The organism is Ruminococcus sp. RTP21484sp1_RTP21277st1_D2_RTP21277_210401 (assembly GCF_040924225.1).
GTDB classification, from domain to species: domain Bacteria; phylum Bacillota; class Clostridia; order Lachnospirales; family Lachnospiraceae; genus Blautia_A; species Blautia_A faecis.
Genome location: NZ_JBCOMJ010000027.1, coordinates 1 through 14,382, shown reverse-complemented (window position 1 = coordinate 14,382; position 14,382 = coordinate 1). Strand labels below are relative to the sequence as shown.

The window sequence follows — 14,382 nt, the reverse complement described above, 5'->3', positions numbered from 1 at the left end:
AGTTTTCACCTATTATGAGGAATCTTGTAACTGCAGGGAACTGCTTATGCGGGAAGGACTTCATTAGAGAAAAAGGAGATAAAAGCATGAAGGGTGTACAGCTTACCAAGCTGGCGCAGGAACTGAATCTGACCAACCTGACGCCTGATATTGACCTTACAGAGATTTATGTGAAGACAGCAGAAATAAATCGTCCGGCTTTGCAGCTTACAGGATATCTGGAGCATTTTGCAAACGAGCGTGTTCAGATCATCGGATATGTAGAGTATACTTATCTGATGCAGTTAAGCGATGAGGAGCGCACATTCAAGTACGAGCGTTTTATCTCCAGCAAGATCCCATGTGTCATCTTCAGCACTATGACAAGACCGTCACAGGATATGATCGATCTTGCATATAAATATAATGTACCTACATTTGTGACAGAGAGAACTACGTCCAGTCTGATGGCAGAGATCATCCGTTGGCTTGGCGTCCAGCTGGCTCCCTGTATTTCCATTCACGGTGTGCTTGTGGATGTTTATGGCGAGGGTGTCCTGATCACAGGCGAGAGCGGTATTGGTAAGAGCGAGGCAGCCCTTGAGCTGATCAAGCGTGGTCACCGTCTTGTCAGTGATGACGTTGTTGAGCTTCGCAAGGTGAGTGATGTTACTTTAGTTGGTTCCGCACCGGATATCACACGTCACTTTATTGAGCTTCGTGGTATTGGTATTATTGATGTGAAGACCCTGTTTGGTGTTGAGAGTGTTAAGGATACCCAGTCTGTCGATCTTGTTATTAAGCTGGAAGAGTGGGACCGTGACAAGGAGTACGACCGTCTGGGACTTCATGAGGAGTATACGGAGTATCTTGGAAACAAGATCGTATGCCATTCCCTTCCGATTCGTCCAGGACGTAATCTGGCTGTTATCGTTGAGTCTGCAGCCGTTAACCACAGACAGAAGAAGATGGGCTACAATGCAGCTGAGGAGCTGTACAAGCGTGTTCAGGCGAATATTGCCAAAAAAAGAGAAGAATAAAAATCAAAGTGTGCAGATTGCTGAAATAATTTTTTAAACAGGCTTTAAGGCACAGTAATGCATAGAACTGTAATGCATAGAATAGTAATTCATAGATCAGAAAGGATGGAAAATTACAATGGGTATGTATTGTTTTGGTATTGACGTAGGAGGAACTTCTGTAAAATGCGGTCTGTTTCTTACGAATGGAACTCTGGTTGAGCAGTGGGAGATTCCAACAAGACTGGAGAATAACGGTTCTTCAATCCTGCCGGATGTTGCAGATGCAATCAAGACGAAGCTGGATGAGAGAGGAATCACAAAGGATAATGTAGACGGTGTTGGAATCGGCATTCCAGGACCTGTTAATGAGAATGGTGAAGTTCCTATGGCAGTTAACCTGCACTGGGGCTTTAAGGCCGTAGCAAGCGAATTAAGCGCACTTACAGGTCTTCCGGCAAAGGCAGCCAATGATGCCAATATCGCAGCTCTTGGTGAGGCATGGAAGGGTGCTGCAGAGGGTTCCAAGAACGTGATCCTGGTTACACTTGGAACCGGTGTTGGCGGCGGTATCATCATCGACAGCAAGATCATCGCAGGTTATCACGGTGCCGGTGGAGAGATTGGACATGCATGTGTCAATCACAATGAAGTTCGCCCATGTAACTGCGGTAATCACGGATGTCTGGAGCAGTATGCATCTGCAACCGGAATTGTACGTGTGGCAAATGACATTCTGGAGGAGAGCAAGGAGGACAGCAAGATGCGTCATGTAGAGAAGCTTTCTGCCAAGAATGTTCTTGACTTCTACAAGGAGGGCGATGCTCTGGCTGTTAAGACTATGGAGAAGGTTGGCGATATTCTGGGAAGCACACTTGCCGTGTTTGCATGTGTAACAGACCCGGAGGCAATTGTAATTGGCGGCGGTGTATCCAAAGCAGGCAAACCTCTTACAGACTGTATCCAGAAGTATTATCAGAAATATGCATTCCCATCCTGTAAGAGTACTCCGATCATTCTTGCAAGCCTTGGAAATGATGCCGGTATCTATGGCGCAGCCCGTATGGTGATCAAAGACTGATTTCAGATCATCCAGAGAATTTCATAATACATAAAAACAGGAAACGCCCTGTGCAGAAGATTGCTGAATCCAGCAGACTCTGTGCAAGGCGTTTCTTTGTATATATAGTTCATCGCTTCCGCACTGAACAGCTATTATTTTGGCAGAAAAAAACTGCAGCTTTCTGGAAACGAAAACCGCAGTTTTAATTGTTTATAACTGACTGTCAGCTGAAAACTTTTTAGTAATAATAAATATCATCATTACCAGAATCTCCGCCGCTTTCATCTGGATACTGGATATCACCGCCATCGGTACCGTCACCACCAGTACCATCACCGCCAGTACCATCGCCGCCAGTGCCGTCACCGCCACTGCCATCTGCATTGTCTGTGCCGTCCGGATTTTCCGGATCTGGAGTCGGAGTGGCATTTGCATCGTAGATTTCCATATCTTCATCCTGACTCTCGTCATATTCGTAAAAATGCTGGTCACAGTACTCTGTAGGCATGGTTCCTACATCAAAGTACTCCTCTGTAACCGGGCAGCCAACTCTCGGAAGAAGTCCTGTATCAGCACAGATACTGATCTGTTCAATACCATCCGGAACTTCGAAATCTTTGTATTCCATTCCCTGATGGATCCGGTTCATGACCTTACGCCATAATGTCTTGTGGAAATTACGTGCATCACCTTCCGGTATCTTCTGGTTGCCGTCGTAACCGGACCATACTGCACATGTGTAATATGGTGTATATCCTACGAACCAGAGATCATTGTATGCGTCTGTAGTACCTGTCTTACCTGCAACTGCCATATTATCAAGCTGGCAGGCTGTACCGGTACCATTCTGAACTACATCCTCAAGGGCGCTTGTAAGAAGATAAGCTGTTGTTTCCTTAATGACGGAGCGTCCTACAGAGTTGTTCTCAATCAGTACGTTTCCGTTGTGATCAAGAATCTTGGTGTAGTAAACCGGTTTGATATAATTACCGCCGTTCGCAATGGCTGCGTATGCGGCACAAAGCTCTACATTCTTAACACCGTAGGTCAGACCGCCAAGCGCTGTAGGCAGGTTGGCATCTGTATAAACATTGCCATTGGCATCGGTATCCGCTTCTGTACCATGTGCCAGTGTGGTAAATCCAAAGTTGTCCAGGTATTTCAAGCCAAGCTCAGGGGTTACATCCTCAAAACACTGAACGGCAACGGTATTGACAGAATTACGGATTGCTGTACGGATCGTAGTGGTGCCATTAAAGCTGCCGCTTGCATTATTGACCGGTGCGCCGTTGTCATAGGTGATTGGCTGGTCTTCGTAAGTGGTAGCCAGTGTCATGCCTTTCTCATTAAGGGCCGCAGCATAGGTGGATACGATCTTAAATGTAGAACCTGGCTGGCGGGTACTGTCTGTAGCGCGGTTCAGGGTAAGGCTGGCAGTCTTGGTTCCACGTCCGCCAATGATCGCCTTCACATATCCGGTATGCTGGTCAATGATCGTCATTGCTGACTGAGGCTGGGGGGCAAAGCTTACACGCTCTGCAACAACCGTGCTTCCGTCTGCAAGAATATTCGCTTTATAACGGTCTACATAAGTCTGTCCCTCGTCCTGGGAATCAAACAAAAGATCAAAAGACGGATCCTCATTCTGGAAGTAAAGCTTCATCATTTCCTTGCTGTAGTTTACTTCCTGGCCATCCGGCTGTTTCACGGTAAGGGCATAATCAAGTGCGTACTGTACGTAATCCGGATAGTTGGATGGATCGGAATATTCCTCATCCACAATGTTCTGAATGCCCGGATCCTGGGTAGTCATGATCTTCAGACCACCACTGTACAGAAGGTTCTGTGCCTGTGTCTTGGTGTATCCCTTGATATTCATCAGATCATTGATAACCTGCTTGGTAAGCTCGTCCTCAAAGTAAGAGTATGTCTTGCTTGAAGACTGTGTATTAGAAACCTGTGCTTCCTGAATGCGGGTGTAAACATCATCATTAATAGCATCGTCATACTGCTCCTGAGTGATGTAACCCTGATCCAGCATATGGTCAAGAACCTCTTTACGTCTCTTTGCATTTTCCTTGGGATTCTCGATAGGGTTGTATTTGGTAGGAGCCTGGGTGATACCTGCCAGAGTTGCGCACTCGGAAAGATTCAGATCCCACACATCTTTATTAAAGTACTGACGGGCAGCAGCCTGTACACCGTATGCACCTGCACCAAGGTTGATGGTATTTAGGTAATTCTCAAGGATCACGTTCTTGTCGCCGATCTTTTTCTCAATCTCAACGGCAAGGAACTGCTCCTGAAGCTTACGTGTAAATCGCTCCACCTGTGTAGACTCGTTGGTCCAGTTGGTGAAAACGTTGTTCTTCAGAAGCTGCTGGGTAATGGTACTTGCACCCTCGGAAAAGCTTCCGGTAGTAAGTGCTTTCACACCAGCACGAAGAATACCTCTTACATCAATTCCATTATGCTCATAAAAACGCTCATCCTCAATAGCCACTACTGCATGCTGCAGATCCTCCGGAATCTGGTCAATGGAAACCGGAAGTCGGTTGGCATTAGGTGCTGCCAGTTTACGGATCTGATTGCCATTGCAGTCATAGAGGAAAGTGGCATAACCAAGAGGCATGATATCCACTTCATTTACGTCCGGCGTATTTGCAAGTATCCCACGAATGGAACCGATTCCAAGACTGGACACTGCAACGCACAGGGCGATCAGGCCGATGAAAAGGACTCTGATAAACGAAACATGTGCCCTTTTTCCCATCATGGACGAGCGGGAAATAAGAGAATTCCGTTTCTTAGAGGCCGATTTTTTTCCGTAGTTCATGATAAACCTCCTTTATAATCCGTTCTATTATATCAAATCCAGGTTCGTAAATAAACCCTAAAATCGAATATTTCTGTGAACTTTGTTCACAAAAAAACATCGCAGAACGGTACCAGTGAATAGTAAGGTGAACAGCATCCTTTTACAAGACTGGAAAGAAAAGCCAATTCATGTTACACTATAGCAAATGAGGAAGAACAAGCTGTTATCTTTATTTTATTATGAGTTTTTGGAGGTTTCCGTATGCTGGAAAAATATAAGACCATCTATGCAGGAGGCGAGGGGGAGATTACGGAGAAGAAATCCCGGTTTATTGCGACGGTGCGCCTGGTGGAAAAAGAGGAGGACGCTCTTGCTTTCATAGAGGAAATGAAGAAGAAATACTGGGATGCCAGACATAATTGCTATGCTTATTCTATTGGAGAACATCGGGAGTTTACAAGGTGCAGCGATGACGGGGAGCCGTCAGGAACTGCAGGACGGCCTATGCTGGATGTGATCCTGGGGGAAGATATTTATAATGTGGCGGTAGTTGTGACCCGATATTTTGGCGGCGTGCTCCTTGGTACCGGCGGACTTGTGCGTGCCTATTCCGGAGCAGTGCAGGCTGGTCTGGGGGAGAGTACGGTGATAGAGAAGCACCATGGGATTTCACTGGCACTGACTGCAGATTACACAGCTATCGGCAAGCTGCAGTATATTGCAGCAGAGAATCAGCTTCCGGTCCTTGACACGGAGTACACAGACAAGGTGATCATGCATCTTCTTGTGCCAAATGACCAGGTTGGAAGAATCCAGAAGGTGATCACAGAAGCAACCAGCGGACGTATAAAGATGGAGAAAGAGAAGGAGCTTTATTTCGCAGATGTGGAAGGCGAAATAAAGGTGTTTGACCATTAAAAGGGAACAGAAACCCCTGCATCTGTGAAAATAAATATTCCACAGATGCAGGGGATAAAGTTCTTTTGAAAGCTTTTTAAACATGCTCTGGATCAGTCTGCCTGCAGAGCATGAATGATCAGCACTTCTCTGGCTCTGGATAATCTACGCCGAAGGTGTCAACTGTCATGGATTTGATCTTCTGCTCATCAAGTGGTCTGTCGCTGTAGTCAGTGTCAGTCTCAGCAATCTGGTTTACCACATCCATGCCCTCGGTCACTTTACCAAAAGCAGCGTAAGCACCATCAAGGTGTGGAGCATTTTTGTGCATGATGAAGAACTGGCTTCCTGCTGAATCCGGATGCATGGCTCTTGCCATGGAAAGAACGCCCTCGGTATGTCTTAACTCGTTCTTCACACCGTTCTGAGCAAATTCACCCTTGATGCTGTATCCAGGACCGCCCATTCCGGTTCCGTCCGGGCAGCCGCCCTGGATCATGAAGCCGTTGATAACACGGTGGAAAATAAGTCCGTCATAAAATCCCTTTTTAACAAGGCTGATAAAGTTATTTACAGTATTTGGTGCAATCTCCGGATATAACTCTGCTTTGATCACATCTCCGTTATCCATAGTAATGGTAACAACTGGATTTGCCATAGTTTGATCTCCTTTTTCAAAAAGTATTGTATTTCGTTATTCGTTCTATTATAATATGCAAAGAGCAATTCTGCAAGTAAAAAGGAGTTGTAAAGTTATGATAAAAGAAACATTCAGCCCAGAAGAGACCTTCGCTTTCGGCAAATGGATCGGGGAAAATGCTCTTCCCGGGCAGGTATACACACTGGTAGGAGATCTTGGGGTAGGTAAGACCGTTTTTACCCAGGGAGTGGCAGAAGGACTGGGAATCACAGAGCCTGTAAACAGTCCGACTTTTACCATTATTCAGGAATATGAAAGCGGTCGTATGCCATTTTATCACTTTGATGTGTACCGGATCGGGGACATTGAGGAGATGGAAGAGATCGGCTATGATGACTATTTCTACGGAAATGGAATTTGCCTCATCGAGTGGGCCAATCTGATTGAAGAAATCCTGCCAGAGCAGATCATTGAGATTACCATTGAGAAAAATCTGGAAAAAGGGTTTGATTATCGTAAGATCACAGTAACCGGATTACCAGAGCAGATTAAGTGGCAGAAAAATTAGAAAATCTCCAAAAGTGGGGAGAGTAAGGAGAAAAAATGAAGATTTTAGGTCTTGACAGCTCAGGAATCGTCGCTTCTGTTGCAATAGTGGAGGACGAGAACCTGATTGCAGAATATACAGTTAATTATAAAAAGACACATTCCCAGACACTTCTTCCTATGCTGGACGAGCTGGTGAAGATGACAGAGCTGGATCTGGATACCATTGATGCCATTGCAGTGGCAGCCGGACCAGGCTCTTTTACAGGACTTCGTATCGGTTCTGCTACAGCCAAGGGACTTGGTCTTGCGTTGAAAAAGCCTCTGGTGGAAATTCCCACTGTGGATGCACTGGCATATAATTTGTATGATTCCAGAGCATTGATCTGTCCGATTATGGATGCAAGAAGAAGTCAGGTTTATACAGGAATTTACCGCTTTCAGGAGCATAAGCTGGTAACGGTAGAAGCTCAGATGGCAGTTCCAATGGCTGAGATGATTGAGAAATTGAATGCGAGAGGGGAAGAGGTAGTATTCCTTGGCGATGGCGTGCCTGTCTTTGGAAAAATGATCCAGGAGAACCTGAAGGTTCCATATTCTTTTGCCCCTGCCCATGTGAATAAGCAAAGAGCAGCTGCAGTGGCAGCCCTTGGCGAGATTTATGTGAAAGAGGGAAAAATAGTGACTGCTATGGAGCATGTTCCGGAATACCTGAGAGTTTCCCAGGCAGAGCGTGAGCGCGCCCAGAAGCTGCAGGAAGAGAAAGCTTCTGAAAAAAACAGCTGAGAAGAAAAGGAGAAGTCAGAGTATGATTCTTCGTGAAATGCTGGTAGATGACCTGGATCAGGTCATGAAGATTGAAAACGAATTATTTTCCCCGCCATGGACGAAAGAGGGATTTTTTACTTATCTGACCCGCAAGGATGCCATGTTCCTTGTAGTGGAAGAGAAAGGAGAAATCCTGGCTTACTGTGGCCTGATCATGGTTTTGGATGAAGGTGACATTACCAATGTTGCAGTGCGCCCGGACAGGCAGAAAGAGGGGATTGGGCATTTCCTTATGGACAGTCTGATCCGGCTTGCCGAACAGCAGGGAGTTACCACGATCCATCTTGAGGTTCGTACAGGCAACGGGACTGCCATCCGTCTTTATGAAAGAATGGGATTTACAAAAGACGGGATCCGCAAGAAATACTATACGGATCCCGTGGAAGATGCTCTGCTTATGACCAGGCATGGTCTATCGCAAGATTTTATGCCTGAGCCCATACGCTGTATTGTAGAAAATCAAAAGCACAAATGCCACAAGGCTGAGTGCAGCCCCAAGTGACTTACCGGGCGCATGGAATTCAATCTGGATTTCATGCGCCCCTTTTTGTAACGGAAAACCAAGAAACGCCTTGTTAACCTGTACCGGTGCAACTTCTTTCCCATCCACACAAACAATGTATCCTTTGGAGAATGTATAGGATGTTACGAAATATCCATCCTTCGGCATATCAATACTACCGTTTAGAATCTCTTTCCCGGAAACTTCTTTTTCCTGAAAAGCTACCAGCCCCGGATGGAAAAGCAGGCTTAATGGAAGGGTGTAGGCTTTTATATTTGTGAGCTTATATTCTCCTTTGGAAAACATAATGTCCAGAGCATCCATATCCTCATTAGAAGAAATCATATAATAAAAGGTATCATTATTGTTGGGATAAGGAGCCTCAGAGCCGGAAAGCCGGTTTCGTATGCCATTTATGGTAATGGACATATCCTTTTCCCCATTGTATTTTACGTCAAAAGAGAGCAGCAGAATAGTGGATGCCGGCAGTGTTTCCGGCAGTTCCCGGCGGATGGTTTCACTTTTTTTTGAAGTCTTGTGATCAAGAAAATCGGCTGGCAAGGAATATTCCTTCATTTGAGAAGCGTATGGCAAAAAAGCGGCAGAAAGATCACTGGCATTCTCTGAATTGTCAGGAGAATCCGGCACTATTGTGCGATTAGTAATGGTATCCAGTGTCTGCGGATAAGAAAGCTTATCATATTCACTTTCTGTCATCAGAGCCGTACTTCCATAAGCAATAGGCAGCACATTGCTGTTTTCTGCCAGTATATGCCCGTCTTTTTCCAGAAGGGTCTTATAGCCCGCGGGAACTTTATCTGCTTTTGTCTGAATATATCGGACGCCCATCAGATATTCCTGAAAAGGATTTACATCAGCTGTCATGGCAACACGGTTGCGGATGCTGATGGGCATTTGCAGGATATCGTACACCAATGTATTGTAAGTGCTGTTAGAAATAGAAGAATACAAGGTACTTTTATTCTGATCCCCGGTGGTCACGTAGTTTGAATTGTTGGATGGGTGTTCGATCACATCGAACCGTGCCTGCGGATTTTCGCAGCACGCCTCCAGATCCTCTCTGGAAAAATAGTCTCTGGACTCGTCGGCAACGGTGGCGTAATGCTCTTCCTGCCCTTTTGTCAGATAAAGCATAGAAGGAATCGCAAGCAAAAGTACAAGTCCTCCAAGATTTATCCACCAGCAGCTGAATGGTATCATGATCTCTTTTTCTTCCAGAAAAGCGCCAAGGGAAGCACAGACAAGAAGCAGCACAAGATCAGCTGTGACCAGGTGCCGGACCTGCTGATTATGTAAAAAGAAAATAAGCTGTACGATAACCGGAATTGCACAAAGCAAAGCCAGTGGCAGACTGTGCCGTATTTTTTTCTGTCTGAGTCCTTCAAGAGCCTGTGCAGTCAGGTAAAGAATCAAAGGCAGAAATGGGATCAGGCATTTGGGCCTTACATATAAAGTGGCGTTTAAAATCCAGTAAAAAATGTCAAAAAACAGCAGTGTAAAAACAGCAATTGCCAGCTTGCGGGTTTTCTTTTCCCGTATGCACAGAAACAATGCATACAGACAAAAAAGAGTGAGTCCGCAGCCGTAAGGGCTGTAAAGGATGCTGTCCAGTGTGGGGTTCACTCCCAGGATTTTTAACAGGGAAGTGGAATCACCGGTATCCTTTTTATTTCCAAGGATGGCAAGACCAGTGGGAAGCAGGAGAAAGAGATTCATGGATACGGCAAAAGACACGTCCACAATATAGTTCCACCATATTTTGCATTTCCGTTTCTTCTGCATCCTGGCAGGTACAGTTTTCAGATGATCCGGCAGCAGATGTCCGATATAAAGGATGCATGCCAGGAAGCTGGATGGGAAAAAGTAAAAGCTATGCAAAATGCAGAAAAACAGGGAAAGAATCAGTCCGATATGAGGACGAATGTGGTACACGTCCTGTTCCTGGTGCTCAAAAATCCGGTCCAGGCAGAGGAAAGCCAGTAAAAGAAATGGCAGATAATTCACAAACATGATCTGCCTGTGCGCCTGGAAAAAACAGTTTGCACTAAGATAAAAAAAGCCGCATGCAAAGCTGGTAAAATCCGAAAAACCCTTCCTGTGCAGCCAGTAATAAAGAAGTCCGCCTCCAAGCAGGATTTCAAATATTGCATATCCCTGAATAAACCATTCCATTTCCACATGGGGAAAAAGATAGGAAATCAGTACATCCGGGCGCATAAATCCGTAGTAGGAGAGGGAAAAGAAATTGGTTCCGCCTCCAAGTCCGGTGAAGTCCGGAAACAGGCTTCCTGTTGCATAAAAATTTTTTCTCATATAATCAGCAATGGTTACATGCTGGGAATACCAGTCTGTCTCGGAGCCAAACCAGGAACCGGAAGGTATCAGAAGTAAGATGAGAATGCTGCCAGCTGTCAGAAGAAGCAGCAGAGTAATGGCGTTTCGCCAGGTGAATTTTTGAGGCTTGCTGCAGAAAATCATAATAATTCCTTTCTGTTGCTGAGCTTAAAAACAGCAACAAATGTTAAGTTCAAATTATGAAAGCACATTGTAAGCGGTTTGTCAAGCAGCTTCATCTTAATAATTTCTGAATGATTTTCCATATTGGGAAGACCTGACTCTTGTTTTAGGAAACTGCTTGTGTTAAACTTTCCTGGAACATGTTTGAAAAATGCTGTTATAAGTTTGCTTCGGAAGGCATTTGGAAAACACGTTTTGGAGAATAAAGAAAAGAGGATATTTTAATATATGTTAGATGTTTGTCTGCTGGGAACCGGAGGTATGATGCCACTTCCAAGAAGATGGCTTACTGCTCTGATGACCCGGTATAACGGCCACAGTCTTCTTATTGACTGCGGCGAAGGAACTCAGGTGGCAATTAAGGAAAAAGGATGGAGCTTTAAGCCTGTTGACGTGATCTGTTTTACCCATTATCACGGAGATCACATCAGCGGACTTCCTGGCCTTCTTCTTACAATGGGGAATGCAGAGCGCACCGAACCGCTTACCTTGATTGGTCCGAAAGGTCTTGAGCGGGTAGTAAACGCACTTCGTGTGATCGCACCGGAGCTTCCCTTTGAACTGAAATTTATCGAGATTAACGGACCTGAACAGGTATTTGAGATCAATGGTTATCGGATCACGGCTTTTAAGGTAAACCACAATGTACTCTGTTATGGATATTCACTGGAGATACTCCGTCAGGGGAAATTTTCCCCGGAGCGTGCCCGTGAGCAGGGAATCCCGCTGAAATACTGGAATCCTCTGCAGAAAGGCCAGACTATTGAAGCCGATGATGTGACATATACTCCGGATATGGTTCTGGGACCTGCTCGAAAGGGACTGAAGGTTACTTACACTACAGATACCAGACCCACCGAGTCAATTATGAAAAATGCGTCTGGCTCAGACCTTTTTATCTGCGAAGGGATGTACGGCGAGGATGACAAGCTGGAGAAGGCAAAAGGCTATAAGCACATGACGTTCCGTGAAGCTGCTACTCTGGCCAAGCAGGCTGATGTAGGAGAAATGTGGCTGACTCATTACAGTCCGTCTCTGATCCGTCCAGATGAATATATGGACATGGTGCGGGATATTTTCCCAAAAGCTTATCCAGGCAAAGACGGAAAAACAATGGAAATGAATTTCGAAGAGGATTAAAAAATGAAAGATACATTCATTCTTGCAATAGAAAGTTCCTGTGATGAAACTGCGGCTTCTGTAGTAAAAAACGGCAGGACTATATTATCAAATGTGATTTCTTCCCAGATTGCGCTTCACACTCTGTATGGAGGTGTTGTGCCGGAAATCGCTTCACGTAAACATATTGAGAAGATTAATCAGGTGATCGAAGAGGCACTTTCCGAGGCAAATGTGACTCTGGATGATCTGGATGCAATTGGCGTTACTTACGGTCCTGGACTGGTAGGGGCTCTTCTTGTGGGCGTAGCTGAGGCAAAGGCCATTGCATATGCGAAGAAGCTCCCTCTTGTTGGAGTGCATCATATAGAAGGACATGTTTCTGCCAACTATATTGAACACCCGGACCTGGAACCGCCGTTTCTTTGTCTGATCGTGTCCGGCGGACACACACATCTTGTAATCGTAAAAGACTATGGAGAATTTGAAATCCTGGGACGCACCAGAGATGATGCAGCGGGAGAAGCTTTTGATAAAGTTGCCCGTGCAATCGGATTAGGTTATCCAGGTGGACCAAAGGTAGATAAATTGGCAAGAGAGGGAAATCCGGACGCCATTGTTTTCCCGAAAGGAAAATTAGGAGATTGTCCTTATGATTTTAGTTTCAGTGGCGTGAAATCTGCTGTATTGAACTATATTAACAATGCCCAGATGAAGGGCGAAGAGATCAATCGTGCTGACCTTGCGGCTTCTTTCCAGAAGTCCGTGGTAGACGTACTTGTGGAGCACACAATGCTTGCTGCCAAAGATTATCACATGGATAAGATTGCTATTGCAGGCGGGGTTGCGTCCAACGGAGCTTTGAGAGAAGCCATGACTAAGGCTTGTGAAAAGAGGGGCTATAAGTTCTATCGTCCGTCACCTATTTTTTGTACAGACAATGCGGCGATGATCGGTGTGGCAGCTTATTACGAATATATCAAAGGAACACGCCATGGATGGGACTTAAATGCAGTTCCTAACCTGAAACTGGGAGAGAGATAATGGAGCAGGGCAGATGTACGGCAATCGTTCTGGCAGCGGGCCAGGGCAAAAGAATGCATAGCAAAATACAGAAGCAGTTTCTGGAAATAGGAGGGAAGCCGGTTCTGTATTATTCTCTGCATTGTTTTCAGGAGAGTCCGCTGATCCGGGATATTATTCTGGTGACGGGGGAAGAGATGATTTCTTACTGTGAGCAGGAAATTGTAAAGAAATATGGTTTTTCCAAGGTGCGCAAGGTGACTGCAGGAGGAAAAGAGCGTTATGATTCTGTATATGCAGGATTATTATGCTGTCAGGATACAGATTACGTGTACATTCACGACGGTGCAAGACCGTTTATTACAGAAGAGATGGTTCAAAGAGGATATGAGGCTGTGAAGCGAAACAATGCCTGTGTAATGGGCATGCCCTCCAAGGACACTGTGAAACTGGCAGACTCGTCAGGCTATGTTAAAGAGACTCCAGATCGTAAAATTGTATGGAATATTCAGACTCCTCAGATATTTTCTTATGATCTGATTCGCGGAGCTTATGAAAGCATACGCAAAAAGGACATGACAGGGGTAACAGATGATGCAATGGTAGTGGAGCAGGAGACTGGAACCAAGATCCTTCTTGTGGAGGGATCTTACCAGAATATCAAGATCACTACACCAGAAGATCTGGCGATTGCAGAGGCTTTTTTGAGATATTGAATGAATTTTTGAAAAAAATAAAAAATCTTGTTGACACAAAAAGGTTTTAATGATAGAATACGTTTTGCACTGACAGAGACAACCTCTTGAGTGAAGGACAACTCCTGATGTGCAAAGCGTTTTTGGTTTGATTATTATATATGGAGAGATATCGAAGTGGTCATAACGAGGCGGTCTTGAAAACCGTTTGTCCGCAAGGGCGCGTGGGTTCGAATCCCACTCTCTCCGCTTGTTAAACACTTTAAAAAATAAATTTAAAAAGTGCTTGACAAATAAAGGAACATCAGTTATACTAAACAAGCTGTCGCAAGAGAGCAAAAACAATTTAATGAAGAACTTACTTAGTAAGTAGGGCAATTTGGAGAAGTACCCAAGCTGGCCGAAGGGGCTCCCCTGGAAAGGGAGTAGGTCGTTAATAGCGGCGCGAGGGTTCAAATCCCTCCTTCTCCGTTTTGAATTTCTTGATTAAAAGAAATTCAAAAAAAAGTTGTTGACAAACACTTGAACATGTGATAATATAAACAAGCTGTTTTGAAAGCAACAGCGAAACAACCTTGATAACTAAACAGTGAAACACATACGATTCTCGAAAATTCTTAACGAATCATCATTCAAAAGAATGAACTTTTTATAACAGTAATGACGAGAGATAACTAAGCTAGTTGGTTGTCTTGAGTACATCAAACACTTTATC

General features: G+C 44.9%; 12 protein-coding genes and 2 tRNA genes. 11 read left to right on the top strand and 3 right to left on the bottom strand.

All coding sequences use genetic code 11. The annotated features are described in order from the left end of the window. Window positions 1–86: 86 nt before the first annotated feature. Both hprK and AB5706_RS16520 read left to right on the top strand, forming a co-directional pair. Window positions 87–1,019: an HPr(Ser) kinase/phosphatase gene (gene hprK / locus AB5706_RS16525; protein ID WP_118583906.1), complete on the top strand. Its 933-nt coding sequence runs from the start codon at window positions 87–89 to the stop codon at window positions 1,017–1,019. Window positions 1,020–1,137: 118 nt separating this feature from the next. After that, window positions 1,138–2,079 (top strand): ROK family glucokinase, encoded by a 942-nt coding sequence (locus AB5706_RS16520; protein WP_195589380.1) that lies wholly within the window; start codon window positions 1,138–1,140, stop codon window positions 2,077–2,079. Window positions 2,080–2,299: 220 nt separating this feature from the next. Here the strand turns inward: AB5706_RS16520 and AB5706_RS16515 are convergent, their stop codons facing one another. Next, window positions 2,300–4,897 carry a transglycosylase domain-containing protein gene (locus tag AB5706_RS16515; RefSeq protein ID WP_173769959.1) on the bottom strand — a complete coding sequence of 866 codons (2,598 nt, stop codon included), beginning with the start codon at window positions 4,895–4,897 and terminating at the stop codon, window positions 2,300–2,302. Between the two features lie 243 nt (window positions 4,898–5,140). Here AB5706_RS16515 and AB5706_RS16510 point away from each other — a divergent pair, with 243 nt between their 5' ends. After that, window positions 5,141–5,797: a YigZ family protein gene (locus tag AB5706_RS16510; protein ID WP_173769960.1), complete on the top strand. Its 657-nt coding sequence runs from the start codon at window positions 5,141–5,143 to the stop codon at window positions 5,795–5,797. 118 nt (window positions 5,798–5,915) lie between these two features. Here the strand turns inward: AB5706_RS16510 and AB5706_RS16505 are convergent, their stop codons facing one another. Then, window positions 5,916–6,434: a peptidylprolyl isomerase gene (locus tag AB5706_RS16505; RefSeq protein WP_118583898.1), complete on the bottom strand. Its 519-nt coding sequence runs from the start codon at window positions 6,432–6,434 to the stop codon at window positions 5,916–5,918. 97 nt (window positions 6,435–6,531) lie between these two features. Here AB5706_RS16505 and tsaE point away from each other — a divergent pair, with 97 nt between their 5' ends. Genes tsaE through rimI form a run of 3 tightly spaced genes read left to right on the top strand, consistent with a single transcriptional unit; the run spans window position 6,532 to window position 8,292 of the window. Beyond that, on the top strand, window positions 6,532–6,984 hold the full coding sequence (gene tsaE / locus AB5706_RS16500) for a tRNA (adenosine(37)-N6)-threonylcarbamoyltransferase complex ATPase subunit type 1 TsaE (protein ID WP_173769961.1): 453 nt from the start codon (window positions 6,532–6,534) through the stop codon (window positions 6,982–6,984). Window positions 6,985–7,019: 35 nt separating this feature from the next. Further along, the gene (tsaB, locus tag AB5706_RS16495) at window positions 7,020–7,748 is read left to right on the top strand and encodes a tRNA (adenosine(37)-N6)-threonylcarbamoyltransferase complex dimerization subunit type 1 TsaB (RefSeq protein ID WP_148463470.1); all 729 of its coding nucleotides are present in this window, start codon (window positions 7,020–7,022) and stop codon (window positions 7,746–7,748) included. Between the two features lie 22 nt (window positions 7,749–7,770). Further along, window positions 7,771–8,292, top strand: coding sequence for a ribosomal protein S18-alanine N-acetyltransferase (rimI, locus tag AB5706_RS16490; protein ID WP_368361687.1), 522 nt, complete (start codon window positions 7,771–7,773; stop codon window positions 8,290–8,292). Here rimI and AB5706_RS16485 read toward each other — a convergent pair. Then, window positions 8,203–10,791: a YfhO family protein gene (locus AB5706_RS16485; protein ID WP_368366199.1), complete on the bottom strand. Its 2,589-nt coding sequence runs from the start codon at window positions 10,789–10,791 to the stop codon at window positions 8,203–8,205. The two genes, rimI and AB5706_RS16485, sit on opposite strands and share 90 nt — an antisense overlap. A 267-nt stretch (window positions 10,792–11,058) precedes the next feature. Here AB5706_RS16485 and AB5706_RS16480 point away from each other — a divergent pair, with 267 nt between their 5' ends. From AB5706_RS16480 to AB5706_RS16460, 5 genes are all read left to right on the top strand, one after another. Beyond that, window positions 11,059–11,970: a ribonuclease Z gene (locus AB5706_RS16480; protein ID WP_148463467.1), complete on the top strand. Its 912-nt coding sequence runs from the start codon at window positions 11,059–11,061 to the stop codon at window positions 11,968–11,970. Between the two features lie 3 nt (window positions 11,971–11,973). Continuing rightward, window positions 11,974–12,993 (top strand): tRNA (adenosine(37)-N6)-threonylcarbamoyltransferase complex transferase subunit TsaD, encoded by a 1,020-nt coding sequence (tsaD, locus tag AB5706_RS16475; protein WP_148463466.1) that lies wholly within the window; start codon window positions 11,974–11,976, stop codon window positions 12,991–12,993. After that, window positions 12,993–13,688, top strand: a complete 696-nt coding sequence (gene ispD / locus AB5706_RS16470) for a 2-C-methyl-D-erythritol 4-phosphate cytidylyltransferase (RefSeq protein ID WP_148463465.1) — start codon at window positions 12,993–12,995, stop codon at window positions 13,686–13,688. Before tsaD ends, ispD begins: the two co-directional genes overlap by 1 nt. Window positions 13,689–13,830: 142 nt before the next feature. Further along, window positions 13,831–13,916, top strand: a tRNA-Ser gene (locus tag AB5706_RS16465). A gap of 132 nt (window positions 13,917–14,048) precedes the next feature. Beyond that, a tRNA-Ser gene (locus AB5706_RS16460) sits at window positions 14,049–14,138 on the top strand. The last annotated feature ends 244 nt before the right edge of the window (window positions 14,139–14,382 follow it).

What these genes read in the sequence shown, in the direction of transcription:
- tsaB (WP_148463470.1), top strand. Translation starts at nt 7,020, where the DNA reads ATGAAGATTTTAGGTCTTGACAGCTCAGGAATCGTCGCTTCTGTTGCA.
- AB5706_RS16510 (WP_173769960.1), top strand. Translation starts at nt 5,141, where the DNA reads ATGCTGGAAAAATATAAGACCATCTATGCAGGAGGCGAGGGGGAGATT.
- ispD (WP_148463465.1), top strand. Translation starts at nt 12,993, where the DNA reads ATGGAGCAGGGCAGATGTACGGCAATCGTTCTGGCAGCGGGCCAGGGC.
- hprK (WP_118583906.1), top strand. Translation starts at nt 87, where the DNA reads ATGAAGGGTGTACAGCTTACCAAGCTGGCGCAGGAACTGAATCTGACC.
- tsaE (WP_173769961.1), top strand. Translation starts at nt 6,532, where the DNA reads ATGATAAAAGAAACATTCAGCCCAGAAGAGACCTTCGCTTTCGGCAAA.
- rimI (WP_368361687.1), top strand. Translation starts at nt 7,771, where the DNA reads ATGATTCTTCGTGAAATGCTGGTAGATGACCTGGATCAGGTCATGAAG.
- AB5706_RS16515 (WP_173769959.1), bottom strand. Translation starts at nt 4,897, where the DNA reads ATGAACTACGGAAAAAAATCGGCCTCTAAGAAACGGAATTCTCTTATT.
- AB5706_RS16520 (WP_195589380.1), top strand. Translation starts at nt 1,138, where the DNA reads ATGGGTATGTATTGTTTTGGTATTGACGTAGGAGGAACTTCTGTAAAA.
- AB5706_RS16505 (WP_118583898.1), bottom strand. Translation starts at nt 6,434, where the DNA reads ATGGCAAATCCAGTTGTTACCATTACTATGGATAACGGAGATGTGATC.
- AB5706_RS16480 (WP_148463467.1), top strand. Translation starts at nt 11,059, where the DNA reads ATGTTAGATGTTTGTCTGCTGGGAACCGGAGGTATGATGCCACTTCCA.
- AB5706_RS16485 (WP_368366199.1), bottom strand. Translation starts at nt 10,791, where the DNA reads ATGATTTTCTGCAGCAAGCCTCAAAAATTCACCTGGCGAAACGCCATT.
- tsaD (WP_148463466.1), top strand. Translation starts at nt 11,974, where the DNA reads ATGAAAGATACATTCATTCTTGCAATAGAAAGTTCCTGTGATGAAACT.